At 67.4% G+C, this 23,154-nt stretch carries 27 protein-coding genes, 1 tRNA gene and 1 pseudogene; 22 read left to right on the plus strand and 7 right to left on the minus strand.

Features of this window, described 5'->3' with window-relative positions; all coding sequences use genetic code 11:
- Both ACFE7F_RS12600 and ACFE7F_RS12605 read right to left on the minus strand, forming a co-directional pair.
- Positions 1-1,650, minus strand: a 1,650-nt coding sequence (locus ACFE7F_RS12600; protein WP_375404203.1) for a 3-hydroxyacyl-CoA dehydrogenase NAD-binding domain-containing protein, incomplete at its 3' end; no start/stop codon positions are given.
- A 22-nt stretch (positions 1,651-1,672) separates the two neighbouring features.
- Positions 1,673-2,893 (minus strand): serine hydrolase domain-containing protein, encoded by a 1,221-nt coding sequence (locus ACFE7F_RS12605; RefSeq protein WP_375404227.1) that lies wholly within the window; start codon positions 2,891-2,893, stop codon positions 1,673-1,675.
- 147 nt (positions 2,894-3,040) lie between these two features.
- On the opposite strand from ACFE7F_RS12605, the gene ACFE7F_RS12610 reads away from it, so the two are divergent.
- Positions 3,041-4,771, plus strand: a complete 1,731-nt coding sequence (locus ACFE7F_RS12610) for a class I adenylate-forming enzyme family protein (RefSeq protein WP_375404228.1) — start codon at positions 3,041-3,043, stop codon at positions 4,769-4,771.
- A gap of 147 nt (positions 4,772-4,918) precedes the next feature.
- Here ACFE7F_RS12610 and ACFE7F_RS12615 read toward each other — a convergent pair whose 3' ends face one another.
- Positions 4,919-6,376: an FGGY family carbohydrate kinase gene (locus ACFE7F_RS12615; protein ID WP_375404204.1), complete on the minus strand. Its 1,458-nt coding sequence runs from the start codon at positions 6,374-6,376 to the stop codon at positions 4,919-4,921.
- Between the two features lie 56 nt (positions 6,377-6,432).
- Here ACFE7F_RS12615 and ACFE7F_RS12620 point away from each other — a divergent pair, with 56 nt between their 5' ends.
- The gene (locus ACFE7F_RS12620) at positions 6,433-7,659 is read left to right on the plus strand and encodes an AI-2E family transporter (RefSeq protein ID WP_375404205.1); all 1,227 of its coding nucleotides are present in this window, start codon (positions 6,433-6,435) and stop codon (positions 7,657-7,659) included.
- A 42-nt stretch (positions 7,660-7,701) separates the two neighbouring features.
- Positions 7,702-7,778 (plus strand) — tRNA-Asp (locus ACFE7F_RS12625).
- Between the two features lie 209 nt (positions 7,779-7,987).
- Here ACFE7F_RS12625 and ACFE7F_RS12630 read toward each other — a convergent pair.
- The 4 genes from ACFE7F_RS12630 to ACFE7F_RS12645 form a co-directional block, all read right to left on the minus strand.
- The gene (locus ACFE7F_RS12630; protein ID WP_375404206.1) at positions 7,988-8,194 is read right to left on the minus strand and encodes a DUF2842 domain-containing protein; all 207 of its coding nucleotides are present in this window, start codon (positions 8,192-8,194) and stop codon (positions 7,988-7,990) included.
- The gene (locus ACFE7F_RS12635) at positions 8,191-8,727 is read right to left on the minus strand and encodes a 5-formyltetrahydrofolate cyclo-ligase (protein ID WP_375404207.1); all 537 of its coding nucleotides are present in this window, start codon (positions 8,725-8,727) and stop codon (positions 8,191-8,193) included. Before ACFE7F_RS12635 ends, ACFE7F_RS12630 begins: the two co-directional genes overlap by 4 nt.
- 181 nt (positions 8,728-8,908) lie before the next feature.
- On the minus strand, positions 8,909-9,214 hold the full coding sequence (locus tag ACFE7F_RS12640) for a cell division protein ZapA (protein WP_375404208.1): 306 nt from the start codon (positions 9,212-9,214) through the stop codon (positions 8,909-8,911).
- Positions 9,214-9,417: a hypothetical protein gene (locus tag ACFE7F_RS12645; RefSeq protein WP_375404209.1), complete on the minus strand. Its 204-nt coding sequence runs from the start codon at positions 9,415-9,417 to the stop codon at positions 9,214-9,216. Before ACFE7F_RS12645 ends, ACFE7F_RS12640 begins: the two co-directional genes overlap by 1 nt.
- A gap of 190 nt (positions 9,418-9,607) precedes the next feature.
- Between ACFE7F_RS12645 and gap the strand changes: the two genes are divergently transcribed.
- The 19 genes and pseudogenes from gap to ACFE7F_RS12740 all read left to right on the plus strand — a co-directional run.
- A complete protein-coding gene (gap, locus tag ACFE7F_RS12650) occupies positions 9,608-10,630 on the plus strand; it encodes a type I glyceraldehyde-3-phosphate dehydrogenase (protein ID WP_375404210.1) in 1,023 nt (340 codons plus the stop codon).
- 95 nt (positions 10,631-10,725) lie between these two features.
- On the plus strand, positions 10,726-11,229 hold the full coding sequence (locus ACFE7F_RS12655; RefSeq protein ID WP_375404211.1) for an MOSC domain-containing protein: 504 nt from the start codon (positions 10,726-10,728) through the stop codon (positions 11,227-11,229).
- Complete coding sequence (locus ACFE7F_RS12660) at positions 11,226-12,413, plus strand: phosphoglycerate kinase (RefSeq protein WP_375404212.1); 1,188 nt, start codon at positions 11,226-11,228, stop codon at positions 12,411-12,413. Before ACFE7F_RS12655 ends, ACFE7F_RS12660 begins: the two co-directional genes overlap by 4 nt.
- Before the next feature lie 41 nt (positions 12,414-12,454).
- On the plus strand, positions 12,455-12,724 hold the full coding sequence (locus ACFE7F_RS12665; RefSeq protein WP_375404213.1) for a ribbon-helix-helix protein, CopG family: 270 nt from the start codon (positions 12,455-12,457) through the stop codon (positions 12,722-12,724).
- The gene (locus ACFE7F_RS12670; protein ID WP_375404214.1) at positions 12,721-13,047 is read left to right on the plus strand and encodes a type II toxin-antitoxin system PemK/MazF family toxin; all 327 of its coding nucleotides are present in this window, start codon (positions 12,721-12,723) and stop codon (positions 13,045-13,047) included. Before ACFE7F_RS12665 ends, ACFE7F_RS12670 begins: the two co-directional genes overlap by 4 nt.
- Before the next feature lie 77 nt (positions 13,048-13,124).
- On the plus strand, positions 13,125-14,033 hold the full coding sequence (locus ACFE7F_RS12675; RefSeq protein WP_375404215.1) for a class I fructose-bisphosphate aldolase: 909 nt from the start codon (positions 13,125-13,127) through the stop codon (positions 14,031-14,033).
- Positions 14,034-14,110: 77 nt separating this feature from the next.
- Positions 14,111-14,545, plus strand: a complete 435-nt coding sequence (locus ACFE7F_RS12680) for a hypothetical protein (RefSeq protein WP_375404216.1) — start codon at positions 14,111-14,113, stop codon at positions 14,543-14,545.
- Positions 14,542-15,225 carry a thiamine phosphate synthase gene (gene thiE, locus ACFE7F_RS12685; RefSeq protein ID WP_375404217.1) on the plus strand — a complete coding sequence of 228 codons (684 nt, stop codon included), beginning with the start codon at positions 14,542-14,544 and terminating at the stop codon, positions 15,223-15,225. Before ACFE7F_RS12680 ends, thiE begins: the two co-directional genes overlap by 4 nt.
- 60 nt (positions 15,226-15,285) lie before the next feature.
- Complete coding sequence (locus ACFE7F_RS12690) at positions 15,286-16,314, plus strand: L,D-transpeptidase (RefSeq protein WP_375404218.1); 1,029 nt, start codon at positions 15,286-15,288, stop codon at positions 16,312-16,314.
- A gap of 3 nt (positions 16,315-16,317) precedes the next feature.
- The gene (locus ACFE7F_RS12695; RefSeq protein ID WP_375404219.1) at positions 16,318-16,917 is read left to right on the plus strand and encodes a M23 family metallopeptidase; all 600 of its coding nucleotides are present in this window, start codon (positions 16,318-16,320) and stop codon (positions 16,915-16,917) included.
- Positions 16,918-16,952: 35 nt separating this feature from the next.
- On the plus strand, positions 16,953-17,516 hold the full coding sequence (gene efp / locus ACFE7F_RS12700; RefSeq protein ID WP_375404220.1) for an elongation factor P: 564 nt from the start codon (positions 16,953-16,955) through the stop codon (positions 17,514-17,516).
- Between the two features lie 149 nt (positions 17,517-17,665).
- Entirely contained in the window at positions 17,666-18,478 is an 813-nt protein-coding gene (locus ACFE7F_RS12705; RefSeq protein WP_375404221.1) for an inositol monophosphatase family protein, read from the plus strand.
- A gap of 92 nt (positions 18,479-18,570) precedes the next feature.
- Complete coding sequence (ndhC, locus tag ACFE7F_RS12710) at positions 18,571-18,945, plus strand: NADH-quinone oxidoreductase subunit A (protein WP_375404222.1); 375 nt, start codon at positions 18,571-18,573, stop codon at positions 18,943-18,945.
- A complete protein-coding gene (locus tag ACFE7F_RS12715) occupies positions 18,942-19,511 on the plus strand; it encodes a NuoB/complex I 20 kDa subunit family protein (protein WP_375404223.1) in 570 nt (189 codons plus the stop codon). Before ndhC ends, ACFE7F_RS12715 begins: the two co-directional genes overlap by 4 nt.
- 145 nt (positions 19,512-19,656) lie before the next feature.
- Positions 19,657-20,511, plus strand: coding sequence for an NADH-quinone oxidoreductase subunit C (locus tag ACFE7F_RS12720; protein ID WP_375404224.1), 855 nt, complete (start codon positions 19,657-19,659; stop codon positions 20,509-20,511).
- A 50-nt stretch (positions 20,512-20,561) separates the two neighbouring features.
- Positions 20,562-21,797: an NADH-quinone oxidoreductase subunit D gene (locus ACFE7F_RS12725; protein WP_375404229.1), complete on the plus strand. Its 1,236-nt coding sequence runs from the start codon at positions 20,562-20,564 to the stop codon at positions 21,795-21,797.
- A 213-nt stretch (positions 21,798-22,010) separates the two neighbouring features.
- Complete coding sequence (locus ACFE7F_RS12730) at positions 22,011-22,679, plus strand: complex I 24 kDa subunit family protein (protein WP_375404225.1); 669 nt, start codon at positions 22,011-22,013, stop codon at positions 22,677-22,679.
- A complete protein-coding gene (locus ACFE7F_RS12735) occupies positions 22,676-22,837 on the plus strand; it encodes a hypothetical protein (RefSeq protein ID WP_375404226.1) in 162 nt (53 codons plus the stop codon). The genes ACFE7F_RS12730 and ACFE7F_RS12735 overlap by 4 nt, the downstream gene beginning before the upstream one ends.
- Positions 22,827-23,154: pseudogene (locus ACFE7F_RS12740) on the plus strand (NADH-quinone oxidoreductase subunit F); the annotation flags it as partial. The gene ACFE7F_RS12735 and the pseudogene ACFE7F_RS12740, both read left to right, overlap by 11 nt.

Raw genomic sequence — 23,154 nt, forward strand, 5'->3', positions numbered from 1 at the left:
CTTCTGGCCCCAGCGGCCCTCGGCGGCGAGCGCGTCGCGGATGTTCTCGATCCGGCTCGGGTCGCGGTGCCAGCCGATATCGACGCCCGCCAGGTCCGCCATCTGGAACGGACCCATGGGCATGCCGAACGCGACGTGCACCTTGTCGATCTGCTCGGGCGTGGCCCCTTCCATGAGAAGCTTGTTGGCCTCCAGCTGGCGCGGCATCAGCATGCGGTTGCCGATGAAGCCGTAGGTGACGCCCGCCACCACCGCGACCTTGCCGATCTTCTTGGCCAGCGCCATCACCGTGGCGAGCACGTCGGGGGCGGTCTTGTCCCCGCGCACGACCTCCAGCAGCTTCATGACGTTGGCGGGCGAGAAGAAGTGCATGCCCACCACGTCCTGCGGGCGCGAAGTTGAGTCGGCGATCTCGTCGATGTCGAGATAGGAGGTGTTCGACGCCAGGATCGCGCCGGGCTTGCAGATCGCGTCGAGCTTGCCGAAGATCTCCTTCTTCACGTCCATGCTCTCATAGACGGCCTCGATGATCAGGTCGCAGTCGGCGAGCGCGGACAGGTCGAGCGAGGGGGTGAGCGCGCCCATCGCGGCCTCGACCTGTTCGGGCTTCATCCGACCCTTGGCGGCGGTCGCCTCGTAGTTCTTACGGATGACGCCCGCGCCGCGGTCGAGCGCCTCCTGCTGCATCTCGACGATGGTGACGGGGATGCCCGCCGTCAGGAAGTTCATCGAGATGCCGCCGCCCATCGTGCCCGCCCCGATGACGCCGACGCGCTTGATCTCGCGGAGCTTGGTGTCGGCGGGAACGTCGTCGATCTTGGCGGCCTGACGCTCGGCGAAGAAGATGTGGCGCTGGGCGGCGGACTGGACGCCCATCATCAGCTTCATGAACTCGGCGCGCTCGAACTGCACACCCTCCTCGAACGGCACCTCCGTCGCCTTGACGACACAGGCGATGTTGGCGGCGGGCGCGTCGAAGCCGCGGAATTTGCGGGCGTTCTCCTTGCGGAACGCCTCGACGACGGCCGGGTCGGCCGCGACGGTCCGCTCGCTCGCGCGCGGGACCGGGCGGGCGGAGGCGACCTCCTTGGCGTAGGCGACCGCGTCGGCCTCCAGGCTGTCTTCGCCGACGATCTTGTCGACCAAGCCGGCCTCCTGCGCCCGCTTGGCCGCGATCGGGTTGCCTGTGGCGGTCATCTCGAGCGCGAGCTTCAGGCCCGCGACGCGCGGCAGCCGCTGGGTGCCGCCCGCGCCGGGAAGCAGGCCGAGCTTCACCTCGGGAACGCCGAGCTTGGCCGAGGCGACCGCGACGCGGTAATGGCAGCCGAGCGCGATCTCGCATCCGCCGCCGAGCGCGGTGCCGTGGATGGCGGCCACCACCGGCTTGGGGCTCGCCTCGATCAGGTCGACGACGGCGGGGAGGCCGGGTTCCTGCATGGGCTTGCCGAACTCGGTGATGTCCGCGCCCGCGAAGAAGGTGCGGCCGTCGCAGCGGATGACCATCGCGGCCACGCCGTCATCGGCGACGCCCGCCTCGATCGCGGCCGCGAGCCCTTGACGAACGGCCGCGCCGAGCGCGTTGACGGGCGGATTGTCGGAGACGATCACCAGGATGTCGCCTTGGCGTTCGGTGCGGATGGGGGAGGTCACGTCTGTATTCTCCTGGTCTGGATCAGTTCAGGGCCGCGTAGATCATCGTCTTGAGCTCGCGGCGGATGGGATAGAGGCTGCTGGGCGACAGTTGGGTCAGGAACACCATCGTCACCCGCTCTATGGGATCCACGAAGAACCCGGTCGAGAACATGCCGCCCCAATAATATTCACCGGCCGATCCGGGCACCATCGACCTGGCCGGGTCCATGTTGATCGCGAAGCCGAGCCCGAAGCCCGTTCCGGCAAGCGACGCCTCGCTGAACAGCGATCTCGACCAGCCCGCCAGATCGCCGTTCCCGGGAATGTGGTTGGCCGTCATCAACTCCAACGTCTTGCGCCCGAGGATGCGGACGCCGTCCAGCGCGCCGCCGCCGAGCAGCATCGTGTTGAACCGGTGATAGTCGCGTGCGGTCGACACGAGCCCGCCGCCGCCCGAGAACAGTTTGGGCGCGCCGCTCCAGGCGCTCGCATCGCCCCGGTCGTACATGACGCGGCCCCGGCCCGGCGCGAAGGCGTAGCAGTCGGTGAGCCGGTCGAGCTTGTCGGCGGGTACCTGGAAGAAGGTGTCGTGCATCCCGAGCGGCCCGAAGATGCGCGTCGCGAAGAAGGCGTAGAGCGTCAGGCCCGACACCCGCTCCACCACAGCGCCGAGCACGTCGGTCGCGACCGAGTAGTTCCACGACGTCCCGGGCGAGAATTCGAGCGGCAGCTTGGCCAGTTCGGCGACGAAGCCTTGCAGGTCGTACTCGCCGTGCCAGTCGTCGATCTTGCGCTCGCGGTAGGCGGCGTCAACGTTGGAGCGGTTCTGGAAGGAGTAGGTCAGGCCGGCGGTGTGGCGGAGCAGGTCGACCATGCGCATCGGCTCGGCGGTCGGCTTGGTGCGGAACGGCACCCCGGCGCCGCCTCCGTCATAGACGCCGACGCCCTTGAACTCGGGCAGGACTTGGTGGACGGGCGTATCGAGCGCGACCAGCCCGTCCTCGACGAGCATCATGAACGCCACCGACGTGATCGGCTTGGTCATCGATGCGATGCGGAACAGCGATCCGTCGTCGATCGCGCGACCGCCCTCACGGGCGGAGCCCTGGCTGGAGAAGTGGACCACCTCGCCGTCCCGCGCGACGAGCAGCTGGGCGTTGGGAAGCAGGCCGGTATCCAGATAGCGATCGCGCACGAACGTGTCGATTCGCGCCAGGCGGGCGGGCTCGAAGCCGTGCGCAGCCGCGTCCGCGATCACCATGCCCAGTCCATACCCCTGTTTCCAAACACGCACGACCCTATGGCCTTGAGCCGCACGCGGATCAACTCTAACCTTGGGTAAGACGAGCGGACGTCCGCAAACCCGTTCTTCGATCGGAGAGATACAGCCTTGGCCAGCGAACCCCTCATGCAGCTTCCCGCCGGATGGCCCGCCATGACGCTTGCAGAGGCCCGCGCCGCGCTCACCGCGCCCGGCGCGAAGTTCGAAATGGAGGAGGCGGAGGTCCATGGGCGGCGCACCCGCGTGTGGAAGAACGCGCCGCCGTCGCTGCCGGGGCTGCTGTCGGCAACGCGCGCGCACGGCGACAGGACGTTCACGATCTACGAGGATGAGCGCGTCAGCTACGATGCGAACCACCGCGCGACGGCGGCGATCGCCGAGCATCTGGCGGGCTTGGGCGTCGACCGCGGCGACCGGGTCGCGCTCGCCATGCGCAACCTGCCCGAATGGGTGGCGAGCTTTTTCGCGATCACCGCGCTCGGCGCGATCGCGGTGCCGCTCAACGCCTGGTGGACGGGCGCGGAGCTGGAATACGGCCTGAGCGACTCGGGTGCCAAGGTGCTCATTGTCGACGACGAACGCCATGCGCGGCTGGTCGAAGCGTACGGGCGGCTGCCCGATCTCCTGCACGTCCTCGTCGCCCGCGCGAGCACGTCGCTCGGCGCGCCCGCGTCGCGGCTGGAGGACGTGATCGGCACGCCGGGTGAGTGGCGCGCGCTGTCCGACCGCGCGCTGCCGGCCGTCGCGGTCGCGCCCGACGACAATGCGACGATCTTCTACACCAGCGGCACGACCGGCGCGCCCAAGGGAGCGCTGGGCACGCACCGCAACCTCGTCACCAACATCCTGTCGAGCGGCTATTCCTCCGCGCGTACCCTGCTTCGGCGCGGAGAGACCCCGCCCGCCGCGCCCGAGCCCAAGGTGATGCTGCTCGTGATCCCGCTGTTCCACGTCACGGCGTGCTCGGCCACGTTGATGGCCGCGATGGCGACCGGGTCGACGATGGTGTTCATGCGCAAATGGGACACGATCCGCGCGTTCGAGATCATCGAACGCGAGCGGGTCAACATGACGGGGGGCGTACCCACGGTGGCTTGGCAGCTGCTGGAGCATCCCGACCGGGGAGCGTACGACCTCTCCTCGCTGGAGGCGATCCTGTATGGCGGCGCGCCGTCCGCGCCCGATCTGGTGAAGCGCATTTACGCCGAGTTCGGCGCGCTGCCCGGCAACGGCTGGGGCATGACCGAGACGATGGCGACTGTCACCAGCCACTCGGGCGAGGACTATCTGAACCGCCCGGCCAGCGCGGGGCCGCCGGTCGCGACCGCCGACCTGAACATCAGGCAAGAGGACGGCACGACCGAAACGCCGCCGGGCGAGGTCGGCGAGCTTTGGGCGCGGGGACCGATGATCGTGCGCGGTTACTGGAACAAGCCGGAGGCGTCGGCGCAGACCTTCGTCGATGGCTGGGTCCGCACGGGCGACCTCGCACGGCTCGACGAGGAAGGTTTTTGCTACATCGTCGACCGGGCCAAGGACATCGTGATCCGAGGCGGCGAGAACATCTATTCGACCGAGGTGGAGAACTGCCTCTACGCGCATCCGGCGGTGACCGACTGCGCGCTGATCGGCCTGCCGCACCGGACGCTGGGCGAGGAGCCCGCCGCCGTGGTCCATCTCGCGCCGGGCGCGGAGGCGAGCGAGGCGGAGCTCCAGGCTTGGGTGAAGAAGCATCTGGCCGTGTTCAAGACGCCCGTCGCGATCCGCTTCGTCGCCGAAACGCTGCCGAGGAACGCTAACGGCAAGATCATGAAACGCGAGCTGAAGACGCTGTTCGACGACCGCGTGGCGGCTTGACTTACACCCTCTCCCGCTTTCGCGGGAGAGGGACAGGCGCGTCAGCGCCAGGGTGAGGGCCGGGCCTCGCCCGGACAGGCCCGTCCCTCACCCTCGCCGCGCTACGCGCGTCTTTCCCTCTCCCGCAAAAGCGGGAGAGGGTTTGGGTCACCGGAGCACGCCCTCGACCGCGTGCCGCCAGCCCGCGAGCCGGGCCTCGCGTTCGTCCGCGTCGATCGACGGCTCGAACCGTCCGACCGGGCCGCGCATCCCCGCCGCTTCGTCGAGGCTCGCGAACAAACCGACGCCGACGCCCGCCAGCATCGCCGCGCCCAGCGCGGTGGTTTCGGTAAAGCGCGGGCGTTCGACGGGGAGGGCGAGCATGTCGGCAAGGTCCTGCGCCAGCCAGTCGTTGGCGACCATGCCGCCGTCGATGCGCAAGGTTGCCCAGTCCTGGCCGTCGGCGGCGAAGGCGGTCTTCAGGTCGTGCGCCTGATGGCCCTGCGCCTCAAGAGCCGCGCGCGCGATATGCGCTTTGGTGGCGGCGAAGCTGAGGCCCGATATGCTCGCGCGTGCGTCGGGCCGCCACCACGGCGCGCCGAGGCCCGACAGCGCTGGGACGAGGTATACGCCGCCGTTGTCGGGCACGCTTCGCGCGAGCGCCTCCGTCTCCTCAGCCTCGCTAATTAGGCCGAGCTGGTCGCGGAGCCATTGAACGAGGCTGCCGGCGACGAACACCGATCCCTCGAGCGCATAGGCGCGCTCGCCGCCGAGCTGCCAGGCGACGGTCGACAGGAGCCGGTGGTCGGATCGGAGCTTGCGCCCCGTATGCGTCAGGATGAACGCGCCGGTGCCGAACGTCGCCTTGGTCTCGCCGGGCGCGAGGCAGGCCTGGCCAATCGACGCGGCCTGCTGGTCGCCCGCCAACCCGCGGATCGGGATGGGCGGTCCGAAGGCTCGGGTCTCGCCGAAGCGGCCGGCGCAATCGACGATCTCGGGTAGATGCGCGCGAGGAACGCCGAACAGGTCGAGCAGTCCGTGGTCCCAGTCGCCCGTATCCAAATCCATTAGCGCGGTACGGCCGGCGTTGGTCGCGTCGGTGACATGGAGGCCGCCCGTCAGTTTCCAGACGAGCCAGCTCTCGACGGTGCCGACCGCGAGCCGGTCGCCCGCCGCCGCCAGATCGGGCCATTCCCGGAGCGCCCAGCCGATCTTGGAGCCGGAGAAATACGGGTCGAGCAGCAACCCCGTCTTGGCCTGTACCGCCGGCTCGTGCTTAGCGTCGCGGAGCGCCCGGCAGAAGTCGGCGGTGCGGCGGTCCTGCCAGACGATTGCGGGCGCAAGCGGCTCGCCGGTGTCGCGGTTCCAAAATACGATCGTCTCGCGCTGGTTGGTAATGCCGACGCCCAAAATCCGCTCCGCGCCGCCCGCCCGCGCCACCATCACCCCCGCGACATGAACCGACCGCCGCCAGATCTCAACCGCGTCATGCTCGACCCATCCGGGGCGGGGATAGTGCTGCGTCAGCGGCGCGGCCTCGCTCGCGACGCATTCGCCCGTCGGCCGGAACAGCATAGCTCGCGTCGAGGTGGTGCCCTCGTCGATGACCAGCAGATATTCGCCCATCGGGGAATGTTAGGCGGGATACCCGGCCCGCGTAAACCGCGCTAAGTATCGCGTCGATGGCCGACCGCGACCCGAACCTCCCCGTCCCGGACGACGCCGCCGATGCGGTGCTCGGCTTTCCGTTGGGCATGACGGCCGAGGATGCGATGCGCGTCGCGATGCGGCGCGACCGGTTGCTCGCGGCATTGACGCTGACGGCGGGGGTCGGGCTGATGCTGGGGCTGCCGTTCGCGCTGAAAGCGGGGGCCGAGTTCTTCCTGCCGCTGACCGCCGCGCTGGTCGTCGCGGTCGCGCTCGTCCCGCTGCTCGAATGGCTGGAGCGGCGCCGCGTGCCCTCGTCGCTGGCGGCGCTGCTGTGCGTGCTGTTGTTCCTGGTCGCGGCCAACGTGGCGCTGGCGGCGATCATTGTGCCGGCGACCGATTTCTTTCAGCTGCTGCCGACGCGGATCGACCGCATCCAGGCCAACCTCCAGCCGCTCCTGGACATCTATTCGAACCTGGAGCGCTACGCCAACCGGACGCTGCGCCAGATCGCCTCGACGCCCGTCCGCCAGCCGCAGACCGCCGCGGTCGCACCGCCCGGCTCGATCCTGGAGCTTGCCGCCACGTCGGCTCCGGCGGTCATCATCCAGTTCTTCTTTGCGGTACTGGTCGTGTTCTTCTTCCTGTCGGGATGGACGGGGATGCGGCGGCGGACGATCACCAACCGGGCGAGCTTCAACGGCGCGATGGCGACCGCGCGGGTGATCCAGGACGTGGTCGACGACGTGTCGGCCTATCTGGGCACGATCACCTTCATCAACATAGCCTTGGGGCTGATCGTCGCCCTGGCACTTCACCTGATCGGCATGCCGTACCCGCTGATGTGGGGCGGGATCGTCGCGCTGCTGAACTACATCCCCTATTTCGGGCCGGTGATCGCCGCGCTGCTGCTTGCGATCGGCGGGCTGATGACCTTCACCGACATCTGGCTGGCGCTGTTGCCGCCCGCGATCATGGCCGGGCTGCATCTGGTGGAGGCGAACGCGATCACGCCGCTGATCGTCGGCCACCGGCTGACGATCAGCCCGGTGCTGATCCTGGTGTCATTGAGCTTTTGGGGTTGGGTGTGGGGTACGCCGGGCGCGCTGCTGGCGGTGCCGCTGCTCATCATCCTCCAGACGGTGCTGGGCGCGGCGGGCAAACCGGACATCGCGGGCTTCCTGTTCGAGCACGGGACACTGGTGCGGCACCGCCGCGAGCAGCGCGCGGGCGAGGAGGAGCAGTACGCAAACGGGCGTTGACACCCAGGCCACCCCCGCATATTCGGCCGCCTCGCTTAACAAGCGGGTGTAGCTCAGTTGGTTAGAGCGCCGGCCTGTCACGCCGGAGGTCGCGGGTTCGAGCCCCGTCACTCGCGCCAAGCGCATGGCGGCTGCGGAGCAGCGACCAAGACGCGCAAGCGAGGCTGGCGGGGCAACGGCCCCGTCCGACGACGCGGCTTCGCCGCGACGCCTCTCCCGACCTTTCCCTACACCGCCCGCCGTCAGTCGCGGCAAAGCCGCGCCTCATGGCGCGCTCCGCCGCGCCGGCCGGAGACTTCGGCGTGCACATCGGCTACGCTGCCGCGTCTCACCGTAGTTTCCCCGTCTCCATCCATTGCAGAAGCGGCTTGAGCGGCAGGATCCACACGATTCCCGCGACGGTATAAAAGGCGAGCTGGGCCAGCCAATGCCAGCCGCCCACAACCGACGACAGACTGGCGACGATTACCGCCCAGACGATGATCAGCCCGATGATCGCGAGCGCCCCGACGGGCTTGCGCAGGGTCGGCGTCATACGGTGATCCATTCCTTTTCGGTCGCGACCGCGTGGAGGGGAACGTCCCAGGGGTCGACGGGAATGCGCGGTGCTTCCTGGACCGACCAGGCCACGCCCACGCGCCAGCTCGTCGCATGTAGGGTGAAGGAGCGGTCATAATAGCCCATCCCCTGACCGAGCCGGCCGCCGAGGCGGTCGAAGGCGAGGAGCGGCGTGAGGATGATGTCGGGCGCGAGATCGGGAGCGTGCGCCGGCGGTTGTTCGAGGCCGAACTGTCCGGGCTCGAGCGGCTCGCCATCCGTCCAGGCGAGGAAGCGCATGGGTTCGATGGGGGTTGAGACCCAGGGGAGGGCGAGGACGCAGCGGGCCGAGATCGCGACCCGCTCGAGCGGCGCGGGATCGGCCTCGCCGCGCATCGGGCGGTAGCTCGCCACGACGATGCCTGGACGCAGGCGCGCCAGGAAATCGCCGCTCACGCGGACGGGCCGGTCGGGAACGAAGCCGAGGCGAGCGACGCGCATCCGGGCGCGAAGGTCGGTCTTGTCCGTCATCGGTCGAGGCGGGTGGCGGGACCGCCATGGCCGTTTGCCCTGATATCCGCTGACGCTTGGTACGTCAGATAGGGACCATGTACGACGGACCAGGATCCGCGCAGGGACAGCCCCCTTGGATGATGAATAGCCTCAGGGATTATGCTGGACTCGCACCGGGCAGTTCCCGCCGTCTCTCGATCTAGGGCGTCGGCGCGCTTTGCTCAAGGGTGCCCGCCAGCGATTCGAGGCGGGCGGCGATGCCGGCCAGTTCGTCCTCGCTGACCAGGTCATTAGGGAGCGGTCGGTTCTCCGCCTCGTCGAGCGCGTCGGCGAGCATCAGGCCGACATACAGGAAGGTGCGCTCGTACGATCCGCCGCCCGCGCGGGCGGCGCCGGGCCAGCGCGCCTCTATCATGGCCGCGAGCTGCTGGACGCGCTCTTCCTCGCCTTCGCGACAGGCGACGAGGTGGGCGCGGCCGCCGAACGACAGCGTGACCTGCGCCATCAGGCGGTCCCGCGCGAGATGACGTCGTCGAGCGCGGTCACCGCCTCGGCCATCCGCGCCTTGAGCGCCGCATGGCGGCGGGCGAGCGCGTCGGCGGCGCGGGCGCGGGCCTCGATGGCAGCCTCGATACGGGCGAGCGCCGCGTCGATCCGGGTCGCGGCCGGGGTCGCGTCTGGGATCGCATGGGAGCGGGGGTCGGTCATGGCGGCCGGCTTAGCAAACGAGGGACGGTCCACAAGCGGGAAAGCGGGCGGTGGCGGCGGTGTTGACAGGCGGGGCCGCCGACCCGCAAAGGTTCGCGCCAAGAGCAAGGGCCGTAAGGATCCGACTTGCGGGCGGGATACATCGAACATGCAAACCGCGTGTTCGCAATAGCTTACAGGAGAAACTTGGATGACGATCAAGGTTGCGATCAACGGCTTCGGCCGTATCGGCCGTCTCGTCGCGCGGGCGATGTTGGAGAAGGGTGGGTTGGATAAGGGCGGCGAGTTGGAGCTGGTCGCGATCAACGATCTGGCCGACGCCAAATCGAACGCCTGGCTGTTCAGCCGCGACAGTGTTCATGGCCGTTACCCGGGCGAGGTCGCGGCCGACGGGCAGGATCTGGTGATCGACGACCGCCGCATCCGCGTCACCGCCGAGCGCGATCCGGCGAACCTGCCGCACCGCGAGCTGGGCGTCGATCTGGTGATGGAGTGCACCGGCTTCTTCACCGACCGCGAGTCGGCGGGCAAGCATATCGCGGCTGGGGCCAAGAAGGTGCTGATCTCCGCGCCGGCCAAGGGAGTCGATTTGACCGTCGTGTACGGCGTCAACCACGAGCGGCTGACGGCGGACGACCATATCGTGTCGAACGCGTCCTGCACGACCAACTGCCTCGCACCCGTCGCCAAGGTGCTGAACGATGCGATCGGGATCGAGCGCGGGCTGATGACGACGATCCACGCCTACACGAACGACCAGAAGATCCTGGACCAGATCCACCCGGACCTGCGCCGCGCGCGGGCGGCGGGGATGTCGATGATCCCGACCACCACCGGCGCGGCGCGCGCGGTGGGCGAAGTGCTGCCCGAGCTGAAGGGCAAGCTCGACGGGTCGGCGGTGCGCGTGCCCGTGCCCGACGGCAGCCTGGTCGACCTGACGTTCCAGCCGTCGCGTGAGACGACCCGCGACGAGGTGAACGCGGTGCTGAAGGCGGCGTCGGAAAGCGGGCCGATGGTCGGCGTGCTCGTCTATTCGGACGAGCCGCTGGTCTCGATCGACATCGTCCACACGCCCGCATCGTCGACGGTCGACAGCCTGGAGACGGCGGTAATCGACGGCAAACTGGTACGCGTGGTCAGCTGGTACGATAATGAGTGGGGCTTCTCCAACCGCATGGTCGACACGGCGACGGCGATGGCCAACTTCCTGTAATCCTGAAGCGTCCTTGCACGAACGTTCGGTTCCCGTCATTCCAGTGACCGGGGAGCATCCGGCGGGGGCCGGGTGCCGTGGAGGGAACGCTCAGCATGACGGCGGAGTTTGGACGGGCGTGTCGATCGCTCGACATACGGATCGGCGTGATCGCGGGGATCGCTCGCCATGCTTATGTAAAGGCACCGATGAAGGTGATCGCGTCGGCGGAGATCAGTTGCGAGGGCGGGATCGCAGGCGACCACCGGGGCGTCCGTAAGCCGGGCACGGCGGGCAAGCGCCAGATCACGCTGATCGAGCGTGCCGATTGGGACGCGGCGATGGTGGAGGTCGGGCGCGATCTCCCGTGGTGGGAACGACGGTGCAACCTGCTCGTGGACGGTCTCGACCTGCCGCAGCGCCCGGGCGCGTTCTTGCGGCTCGGGCGCGACGTGATGCTGGAGGTGACGCGCGAGACCGATCCGTGCGAGCGCATGGAGACGCTGGCGCCCGGCCTGTTCGCCGCGCTGGTGCGGGATTGGCGGGGCGGAATTTGCGCGCGTGTCGTCACGGGCGGGTCGATCGGCGTCGGTGATGTGATCAGGACTGAAGAACCATGACCAAGCCGTTCAAGACGCTCGACGACATGGGCGACATCGCCGGCAAGCGCGTGCTCGTCCGCGAGGACCTGAACGTTCCTATGTCCGGGGCCGCCGTGACGGACGACACGCGGCTACGCGCGACGGTGCCGACGGTGGCCGAACTGGCGGACCGGGGAGCGATCGTGCTGGTGCTCGCACATTTCGGACGACCGAAGGCGCCGGGCCCGGAGTTCTCGCTCGCGCTCGTCACTAAGGCGTACGAGAACGTGCTGGGGCGGTCGGTGCGCTTTGTCGATTGGGGAAGCGCGGAGGACGCGGTCGCGATGCTTCGGCCGGGCGACATCGCGTTGTTGGAGAACACCCGTTTCTTTCCGGGCGAGGAGAAGAATGATCCGCAAGTCATTCAACGGTTTGCGAAGTTGGGTGTTCTGTACGTCAACGATGCCTTTTCGGCCGCGCACCGCGCCCATGCATCCACCGAGGGGCTGGCGCATGCGCTGCCGGCGTTCGCGGGCCGGGCGATGGAGGCCGAGCTGGATGCCCTCACCAAGGCGTTGGGCGCGCCCGAGCATCCGGTGGCGGCGGTCGTGGGCGGGGCCAAGGTGTCAAGCAAGCTCGACGTGCTCCGGCATCTGGTGGCCAAGGTCGATCACCTGATCATCGGCGGCGGGATGGCAAACACCTTCCTCGCTGCGCGCGGAGTAAAGGTCGGCAAGTCCTTGTGCGAGCATGACTTAGCAGGCGTCGCCGGCGAGATCATGGCTGCGGCCGAGCGGGCGGGCTGCACCGTGCACCTGCCATACGACGTGGTGGTCGCGACCGAGTTCCGAGCGAACCCGCCGACGCGCACCGTCAACGTCCATGAGGTCGCGGAGGGCGAGATGATCCTGGATGTCGGCCCCGCGGCGGTCGAGGCGCTGGGCGACGTGCTCAAGAACTGCCGCACGCTGGTGTGGAACGGCCCACTCGGCGCGTTCGAGACGCCGCCCTTCGACACCGCGACCGTCGCGCTCGCCCGCATCGCGGGGGCGCTGACGGTGGATGGCGGGCTGGTGTCGGTCGCGGGCGGCGGCGATACGGTCGCGGCGCTGAACCATGCGGGGGTGGCGGACCAGTTCAGCTTCGTATCCACGGCGGGCGGCGCGTTCCTTGAATGGATGGAAGGGCGCGAGCTGCCGGGGGTGGCAGCGTTGACGCGGTAGGCGAAACGGCATAGGTTCAACATTGTTGAACGGAGGCGTATGTGCTTGGTTTGAGGTTGGACGGCGACACCGAGGCCAAGCTCGCGCGGTTGGCGCGTCGCGAGGGACGGACGAAGAGCGATCTGGTTCGGGACGCGTTGAAGTCTTACCTTCGGCATGCCGAGGATGACGAGGCGCTGATCGCCGAAGTGCGCAGGATCGCCGCGCGTACGCCCGATAGCGAGCTCAACGAGCTTGATTTTGCGGCGGACGATCTGGAAGCGCTTATCGACGCCGAGGAGGCGGGCGCGGTTGCGAGCCGGGCCGCTTGAAGCGCGGTGACATCGTCATCGGCGCGCAACGGGGTGATTTCACGAGCAAGCCGCGACCTTACGTCGTCGTGCAGCGCGAGACGACGCTTTCCGATAGCGCCACCGTGACGGTCTGCCCGGTCACGACGATCCTGTTCGGGTCGGGCGATCTCCGTATTCCGCTCGACTCTGATGCGACCACGGGGCTTGACGAGCCCAGCGAGGTGGAGGTCGATCGGATCACGACGCTACGCCGGAGCCGAATACGTCGACGGGTCGGGTCCGCACCTGCCGAAGGCATGGCGGCCATCGACCGAGGACTGAAACTCTGGCTCGATTTGTGACGTTCCCGGCCGTTGCTCCTCTCATCTGGCCCAGCTAACAACCGTCGGATACACAAACATAGAGATAAGGGATCACGATGACGCCGCAGGTCAAGGCCATCCTGGCCAACTACGAGTCCGACAATCCCGGTGTGAAGGCGAATCTCGCGCGCATGTTGATGCAGGGCGAGCTCGGCGGCACGGGCAAGATGGTGATCCTGCCGGTTGATCAGGGGTTCGAGCATGGGCCCGCGCGCAGCTTCTCCGTCAACCCGGCGGCATACGATCCGCATTACCATTTCCAGATCGCGGTCGATGCCGGGCTGTCGGCCTACGCCGCGCCGCTGGGAATGATCGAAGCGGGGGCGGCGACGTTCGCGGGCCAGATCCCGACGATCCTGAAGGTCAACAGCTCGAACAGCTGGGCGACGAGCGTCGCGTCGGCGGTGACTGGGACGGTCGATGACGCGCTGCGGCTGGGCTGCTCGGCGATCGGCTTTACGATCTATCCCGGGTCGGACGGCGTGTTCGACGCGATGAACGAGATCCGCGAGATGTCGGCGGAAGCCAAGGCGGTCGGCATCGCGACGGTGATCTGGTCGTACCCGCGCGGCGGCAAGCTGTCCAAGGACGGTGAGCTCGCGCTCGATGTCGGCGCCTACGCCGCGCACATCGCCGCGCTGCTTGGCGCGCACATCATCAAGGTGAAGCTGCCGACCGCCCATATCGAGCAGGCCGAGGCCAAGAAGATGTACGAGGGCGGCGACTGGTCGACCCAAGCCAAGCGGGTGGGGCATGTGGTCCAGTCCTGCTTCAACGGCCGACGGATCGTCGTGTTTTCGGGCGGGGCGTCCAAGGGCGCGGACGATCTGTACCAGGACGCGCGCGACATCCGCGACGGCGGCGGCAACGGGTCGATCATCGGCCGCAACACCTTCCAGCGTCCGCGTGACGAGGCGATCGCGATGCTCCAGCGACTGGTGCGGATCTACAAGGGCGAGGAGTAAGGGCGTTCCCCGGCGCTGACCGACCGACGGACGGGGCCGCGCCGCTGGCGTTCTCTTACCACCGCGCGATCGCGCCGATGTTGTGGGTGCTGGTGGCGCTGAGCTCGATCGAGCTGATCGTTGTGCACGGCCTGATCGCGGCGTGGAGCTGGCCGGTGGCGGCGGTCCTGTCGGCCATGTCGCTGACGGGCATCGGTTGGATCGTGGCGCTGATCCGGTCGATGAAGCGGCTGCCTGTCCTGCTCGGCCCGGAGATGCTGGTCATGCGGATCGGCACCTTTCGCAGCGTCGCAGTGCCGCTCGCCGATGCGGTCGGTTTGCGATCGAGTTGGGATGGGGGCGTGGTGAAGGCGCGCACGACGTTGAACATGGCTCTGGTCGCCTATCCCAACGTGGTGCTCGATCTGCGTAGCCCGCTGCCGGGCAAGCGCGGCGTCGTGGCGATCGCCCACCGGCTCGATGACCCGGTGGGTTTCGCGGCGGCGTTGGAGCGGCTAGGCGCGGGAGGGTGACCGATGATCCTCTAGGCCCGCTCGACCCCGACTTCGCGGTCGCATTCCAGCGTTCGGGTAAGCGGCCGCCCTGTCAGCTTTATCTCGTCTCGCCGCTCGAGGTCGGGGGCAATTTCCCCGATCGGCTGACGCGGGCGCTGGATGCGGGGCCGGTGGCGGCGTTCCAGTTTCGGGTCAAGGGTGTGGACCAGCATACGGCGGCGCGTTTGGCCGAGCCGTTGCAGACGATTTGCGCCGAGCGCGAGGTGGCGTTCATCGTAAACGACTCAGTCAGCATGGCCAAGCGGCTCGGCGCGGATGGGGTGCATTTGGGGCAAGAGGATGGCGATCCTCGCGAGGCACGGGACGTCCTGGGTCCCGACGTGCAGATCGGGGTGACGTGCCACGACAGCCGACATCTGGCGATGAGCGCAGGCGAGGCGGGGGCGGATTATGTCGCGTTCGGAGCCTTCTTTCCGTCGGCGACCAAGGACGCCGCGCACCGGCCCGAGCCGTCGATGCTGAGCTGGTGGGGAGCGCTGTTCGAGCTGCCGTGCGTGGCGATCGGTGGAATCACGCCCGCCAACGCCGCGCCGCTGATGGCAGCGGGAGCGGACTTCCTGGCGGTGTCGGGCGCGGTGTGGGACGGCGATGAAATCGCCGCGGTGCGCGGTTTCTCCGACCTTCTCGGCATGCGCTGAGGCCGGAAACAAAGGCTGGTTCGATCGTTCGACCATTTACCTGTGTTAGTGGAGAGTGGCGTGAAGCGTATCGGATTGGTTCTGGCGACGACCGTCGCGGCGGCGGGTGTCGGCGTGGCGGCCGCGCAACAGGGAGCGCCGAAGCCACCGGCGTCGCAAGCTAAGGAGGCGGTCAAGATCGATCGGTCGATCCTGCATGTGCAGGTGATCCTCGACCATTTGGGCTTTTCGCCCGGGGTGCTCGATGGGCGGCCGGGCATGTCGCTGACGGCGGCGATCAAGGGATTCCAGGAGAGCCGGGGCATGAAGTTGACCGGCCAGATGGATCGTCCGACGCTGGCCGCGCTTCACCCTTACAAGGCGATGCGTCCGACGCGCGAGCTGACCTTGAGCGAGGCGGCGCTGGCGGGGCCGTTCACGGCCATCCCCAAAGAGCCGGAGCAGCAGGCCAAGCTGCAGGCGATGGGGTACCGCGCGCCGATCGAGAAGATCGCGGAAATGTTTCACACCACGCCCGAGATACTGATTGCGATGAACTCGCCGGAAACGCGGTTGGCGGCGGGACAGAAGATCGTGGTGCCCAACGCGCTGCCGACTTCGCGCGAGTATCCTGGGAGCGCCAAGCCCGAATGGCGGGCGATGCTGAACCAGCTGAACGTCGATGCGAACCAGCCCAAGGGCGAGAAGATCGTCGTCGACAAGTCGGACCAGGTGCTCCGCGTGCTGGACGGGCAGGGCAAGCTCGTGGCGCAGTTCCAGGCGACGATGGGATCGTCGACCGACCCGTTGCCGCTGGGCACATGGAAGGTGCTGAGCATTTCGCCGATGCCCGACTGGAAGTTCAATCCGAAAATCCTGAAGAAGGTGGACGATTCCAAGGCGGCGCAGATCATCCCGCCCGGGCCGAACAACCCCGTCGGCGTGGTGTGGATCGATCTGTCGAAGGAGCATTACGGCATCCACGGCACCGCCGAGCCGCACCAGATCGGCCGTGCGCAGTCGAACGGGTGCATCCGGTTGACCAACTGGGACGTCGCGCGGCTGTCGCTGATGATCAAGCCGGGCGTCACGGCGGTCTTCCAGGCCTAGGCGATGCGCAAGCGCCTTGGCCTCGCGATCGGTGGATCCGTGGTGGCCGGAGTCGCGATATTATCGGTGACGACGGTGCGGTTCGAGCCGGCGTCGGATGCGCGACCGATGTCGTTCGCCGAGATGCCGCCCCGCCCGATCGCCATCAGCTCGCCGTCGATGGGCGAACTCGTCATACCCGTCGCGGGCGTGGCGCGGGCCGCGATACGCGACAGTTGGGGCGACGCGCGGAGCGGCGGGCGCGGGCACCGGGGGCTCGATGTGATGGCCGCGGAGGGTACGCCGGTGGTGGCGGCGGTCGCGGGCCGGGTGGAAAAGCTGTTCGACAGCGAGCTCGGGGGGACGACGCTCTATCTCCGATCGGCGGACGGGCGGTGGCAGTATTATTATGCGCATCTGAAAGGCTATGCGGGCGGCGTCCGCGAGGGGATGAAGGTCCGCGCGGGCGAGGTGCTGGGGTATGTCGGCGACACGGGCGATGCGGGGAAGGGAAACCACCATTTGCATTTCAGCACGTCGCGGATGAAGCCGGGCGACCGCTGGTGGCAGGGGGACGACGTCAATCCCTACCCGCTGCTTGCCGAGGGGGAGGGGCGTCGGTAAGGCCCGGCGCCTCGCTATTTCACATCGGGTCGCACATGAAGATCAACGGCGTGGACATCCGTCCGGGCAACATCATCGAGTATGAAGGCGGCATCTGGCGCGCGGTCAAGATCCAGCACACCCAGCCCGGCAAGGGCGGCGCGTACATGCAGGTGGAGCTCAAGAACCTGATCGACGGCCGCAAGACCAACGTCCGTTTCCGCTCCGCCGAGAGCGTGGAGCGGGTTCGGCTAGATACCACCGACTTCCAGTTCCTGTTCAAGGACGGCGACCAGCTGACCTTCATGGACAAGGTCACCTACGAGCAGATCACGCTCGACGCGGGCATCCTGGGCGACGCGGCGGCGTTCCTGCAGGACGGGATGGATGTGGTGATGGAGCTGTATGACGAGCGGCCGATCTCCGTCCAGCTGCCCGACACGATCGAGGCGCTGATCACCCAGGCGGATGCGGTCGTGAAGGGGCAGACCGCCTCGTCGAGCTACAAGCCCGCGATCCTGGAAAACGGGGTGCGGGTCATGGTGCCGCCGCATATCGGGGCGGGAACGCGGATCGTGGTGGATGTGTATGAGCAGAGCTACGTGAGGCGGGCGGACTGATTGTTTTCCTTCTCCCGCCTTCGCGGGAGAGGGTGGCCGAGCGTAGCGAGGTCGGGTGAGGGCCCTTCCGGGCACGGTCCGGCCCTCACCCTGGCGCTTCGCGCCTGTCCCTCTCCCGCGAAAGCGGGAGAGGGTTTTGAGGAAGTAAGATGCCCGTCCAGTCCGGCCTGATTTCCGTTATCGAGCGTGCGGCGCGCAAGGCGGCGCCGCGTTTGAGGCGCGACTTCAACGAGGTGCAGCAGCTGCAGGTGAGCCGGAAGGGGCCGGCCGATTTCGTGTCGGCGGCCGACGGGCGCGCCGAGCAGACGTTGTACGAGGAGCTTTCGCGCGCGCGGCCCGGTTGGGGGTTCCTGATGGAGGAGCGCGGCGAGGTGGCGGGCGATCCGAACAAGCCGCGCTTCATCGTCGATCCGCTGGATGGGACGACCAACTTCCTCCACGGCGTCCCGCATTTCGCAATCTCGATCGCAGTCGAGGAGCCGATGCCGTCGGGCAAGCGCGAGATCACCGCAGGCCTGATCTATCAACCGCTGACCGACGAGAGCTTTTGGGCCGAGAAGGGCCGGGGGGCATGGGTCCAGGAGCAGCGCTTACGAGTCTCGGCGCGGCGCGAGCTGTCGGAGTCGCTGATCGCGACGGGCATCCCGTTCCTGGGCCACGGCGACTTCGCGCAGTGGAGCCGGATCTTCGGGGCGATCGCGCCGCAGGTGGCCGGCATCCGGCGGTTCGGGGCGGCGGCGCTCGATCTCGCCTGGGTCGCGGCTGGGCGGTATGACGGGTATTGGGAGAGCGACCTGAAGCCGTGGGACGCGGCGGCGGGGGTGTTGCTGGTCAAGGAGGCGGGGGGGTACGTCACCGACTTCCGCGGCGGCGACCGCGCGATGGAGCGGTCGGAGTTCCTGGCGGCCAATGACGGGCTTCACACGAAGCTGCACAAGCTGCTGGCGGGGGCGTTGCGCTAGGGTCCGTCCCTTGGTGGGCAAGGAAGGAACGTATGGCATTCCGCCGCCTTGCCAGCCTTGCTCCGCTACCGCCCTACGACTAAGGCGCGAGCATGGTCGACCTGTCGCAATATCTGCCGATCCTGCTGTTCCTGGGCGTCGCGATCGCGCTGTCGTCGTTGTTCGTGTTCGCGCCGATGGCGGTGTCGCGGTTGACGGGAGCCCATAAGCCCAACCCCGACAAGCTGGCCGAATATGAGTGCGGGTTCCCGGCGTTCGAGGATCCGCGCGCGCAGTTCGACGTGCGCTTTTATCTGGTGGCCATCCTGTTCATCGTCTTCGATCTCGAGGCGGCCTTCCTATATCCTTGGGCGGTAAGCGTTTTTTCGATCGGCTGGACCGCCTGGTTTGCCATGATGATCTTCATCGCCGAGCTTGCCCTGGGATTGGTGTACGCATGGAAGAAGGGAGCGTTGGATTGGGAATGACGCCCGTCGTCGCCAGCTCCGGCCCGGTCGAGCTGAAGGCTCGGCCCGACGATTCGAGCGTCATCGCGCCCGATCAGGGTTACTTCGACAATCTGAACGGCGAGCTGAACGACAAGGGCTTCCTCGTCACGTCGACCGAGGACCTGATCCACTGGGCGCGCACGGGCTCGCTGTGGTGGATGACGTTCGGCCTGGCCTGCTGCGCCGTCGAGATGATCCATGCGAGCATGCCGCGTTACGATCTGGAGCGGTTCGGCTTCGCGCCGCGCGCTTCCCCGCGCCAGTCGGACGTGATGATCGTCGCGGGCACCGTCTGCAACAAGATGGCCCCGGCGCTACGTCGCGTATACGACCAGATGTCCGAGCCGAAATACGTGATCTCGATGGGGTCGTGCGCGAACGGCGGCGGCTATTACCATTACAGCTATTCGGTCGTGCGCGGGTGCGACCGGTTGATCCCCGTCGATATCTACGTCCCCGGCTGCCCGCCGACTGCCGAGGCGCTGATGTACGGCATCATGCAACTGCAGCGTAAGATCCGGCGGTCGGGGAGCATCGAACGGTGAGGGCGGTATTTACCCTTCCGTTCGCCCTGAGCTTGTCGAAGGGTCGTTCTTCTTTGCGCCGGTCGCAAGAAGAACGATGGTTGGCCTACGGCCGCCTACGGCCCGACAAGCTTAGCACGAACGGAGACGAGAACGGATCGGCATCGTGAGGGCGCCCGCGCCCCGTTACGCGCCCAACGACGGCGTGATCGACCGGGCCGCCTACGTGCTCGGCGACATGCTGCTCCATGCGCAAGACAAGGTCGGCGAGGTCGCGTTGTTCGTCGACCGCGACCGGCTGCCCGCCGCGCTGCAGGCGCTGCGCGATACGCCGGGGCTGGAATACCAGCAGCTGATGGAGATCGCCGGGGTCGATTACCCCGATCGGCCCGACCGGTTCGAGATCGTGTACATGCTGCTGTCGCTGACGCGGAACCACCGGGTCCAGGTGCGGGTCGCGACGAACGAGGACGCGGCCGTCCCGACCGTCACGCATCTGTGGCCGGTCGCGGGGTGGCTGGAGCGCGAGGTGTACGACCTGTTCGGGGTGCTGTTCTCCGGCAACCGCGACCTGCGGCGCATCCTGACCGACTATGGATTCCGCGGACATCCGCTGCGCAAGGACTTCCCGATGACGGGCTATACCGAGGTCCGGTATTCCGAGGAGGAGAAGCGCGTCGTTCAGCAGCCGGTAGATTTGCCGCAGGATTTCCGCAATTTTGACTTCATGAGCTCGTGGGAAGGTGCGTCGTACGCGCTGCCCGGGGACGAGAAGGGCGGGGCGCTGCCGCAGGCCAAGGGCGCGATGACGACGGCCACTCCCGACCAAGCGCGCGCGGCCGGCACGACCGAGATGCCCGCCACCGCGCCCAAGGCTCCCGACTCCAGCTACGCCAAGGGCGGCAGCGGCGCGGGGCAGACGGCCCAGACCGGAGCGGGCGCGCCCGATGCCGGGAATAAGCCGGAGCACAAGCCCGTCGATCCCGACGTTATCCCGACCAAGGGAGGACAGAACCAGTGAGCGACGCCCAGATCACCGAAGCCCCTACGATCGCTCCCGCCACGGTCGCGATGGATCCGCATGTCGATCAGGTGCTGGGCAAGCGGAGCCCGGCCAACCCGGAGACGGGCGATGTCACGATCCAGAACTACACGATCAATTTCGGCCCGCAGCACCCCGCCGCGCACGGCGTGCTGCGGCTGGTCATGGAGCTGGACGGCGAGATCGTCGAGCGGATCGATCCGCATGTCGGGCTGCTCCACCGCGGCACCGAGAAATTGATCGAGTATCGGACCTACACGCAGGCGTTGCCGTATTTCGACCGGCTCGATTATTGCTCGCCCATGTGCATGGAGCACACTTACGTGCTCGCGATCGAGAAATTGCTCGATCTGGAGGTGCCGCTCCGCGCCAAGTACCTGCGCACCTTCTTCGCCGAGCTGACGCGGATCATGAACCACATGCTGAATTTGGGTTCGCATGTGATGGATGTGGGCGCGATGACGCCGAACCTGTGGCTGTTCGAGCTGCGCGAAGACCTGATGAACTTCTATGAGCGGGCGTCGGGCGCGCGGATGCATGCGAACTACTTCCGGCCGGGCGGGGTGCATCAGGATGTGCCGCTAAAGCTGCTGACCGATATCGGCGACTGGCTCGACAACCGGTTGCCGCAGTTGTTCGAGGATGCGATCTCGCTCGTCGCGGACAATCGAATCTTCAAGCAGCGCAACGTCGATATCGGCACCGTCAGCCGCGACGACGCGATCGCCTGGGGGTTTTCGGGCCCGATGATCCGCGCGGCGGGCATTCCGTGGGACCTGCGCAAGTCGCAGCCCTACGACGTGTACGACCGCATGGATTTCGAGGTGCCGGTGGGCACGCGCGGCGATTGCTACGACCGGTTCATGGTGCGCGTCGAGGAGGTGCGGCAGTCGGCGCGGATCATGCGCCAGTGCATCGCCGAGATGCCTGACGGGCCTGTCCAGGCGCTCAATTCCAAGGTGTCGCCGCCCCGGCGCGCGGACATGAAGCGGTCGATGGAGGCGATGATCCATCACTTCAAACTGTATACCGAGGGCTTCCACGTGCCCGCGGGCGAAGTGTATGTTGCGACCGAGAGCCCCAAGGGCGAGTTCGGCGTGTATCTGGTCGCGGACGGGACCAACAAGCCGTATCGTTGCAAGATCCGGCCGACCGCGTTCAGCCATTTGCAGGCGATGGACTTCATGAGCCGCGGGCACATGCTGGCGGATACGACCGCGATTCTGGGGGCGATGGATATCGTGTTCGGGGAGTGCGATCGGTGAGGTCGAATACAAAGGCGAAAGCATCCGAACGGCTTTTCTATGCCTTCGCGTGGCTGTGTGTCATCACACTTGGGGTCTGGTCCGCAACCAGCGGCAGGCTCTTTCAGAGCTTTGTAGGTGAGGATAGGTCGAACCTTGTTCTACAACTAGCTCTGGGCGGGCTTGCGGCTGTAATCGTCATAGCTGGTGCAGTTGCGCTGAAGGGTTCCGCTCGTGGCTGAGGCACCGACCATCCCCGACGAGGCCGAGACCCGCGCGCGCTGGGGCTCGTTCGCTTGGAACGCCGAGAGCGAGCTCAAGGCGCGCGACATCATGGCGCGCTTTCCGGCCGGGCGCGAGCAGTCGGGGTCGCTGCCGCTGCTCGACCTCGCCCAGCGGCAGGTAGGGGCGGAGACGGGCACGCAAGGGTGGCTGCCCGTGCCGGTGATCGAGTTCGTCGCGCGCCAGATCGGCGTGCCGTATATGCGCGTCTACGAGGTCGCGACCTTCTACACGATGTACAATCTGGCCCCCGTCGGCCGGTACCACGTCCAGGTGTGCGGCACGACGCCGTGCATGCTGCGCGGGTCGGACGAGGTGATCGCGGCGTGCAAGAACAAGGGGCTGAACAAGGGCAAGACGACCCCCGACGGCCTGTTCACGCTGACTGAGGTGGAGTGCCTGGGCGCCTGCGCGAACGCGCCGATGGTGCAGATCAACGACGATAATTTCGAGGATCTGGATTACGATCGTACGACCGCGGTGCTGGAAGCGCTTGCCAGGGGCGAGACGCCGGCGGCGGGCTCGCAGATCGGGCGGCGGGACTCGTGCCCCGAGGGCGGGCCGACGAGCTTGCGCGAGATGGTCGACGCCAACCACGATTACCGGGGAGAGTGGGCGTGAACGAGTTCGCGCTTTGTCAGTCTCGCCTGTACGCTTCGCTTCTTGGAATGGGCCCAGCCGACGTGCGGCACTATGCCAAGATGGCGGCTACGCTCGCGGTGCTTCAGGCGAACCTAGACCGGCATCGCTTCACAGAAAGCCGTACCGATGCTCGCTGACAAGGACCGCATCTTCACCAACGTGTACGGGTTCCAGCCGTGGACGCTCGACGCGGCGATCTTGCGCGGCGATTGGGACGACACGCGCGCGTTGATGGCGCGCGGGCAAGACGCGATCATCGACATCGTCAAGGCGTCGGCCCTGCGCGGGCGGGGCGGGGCTGGGTTTCCGACGGGCACGAAATGGTCGTTCATGCCCAAGGAACCCAAGCCCGACCGGCCGAACTTCCTGGTCATCAACGCCGATGAATCCGAGCCGGGATCGTGCAAGGACCGCGAGATCATGCGGCACGATCCGCACAAGCTGATCGAGGGCG

The organism is uncultured Sphingomonas sp., assembly GCF_964235535.1.
Taxonomy (GTDB): Bacteria; Pseudomonadota; Alphaproteobacteria; order Sphingomonadales; family Sphingomonadaceae; genus Sphingomonas.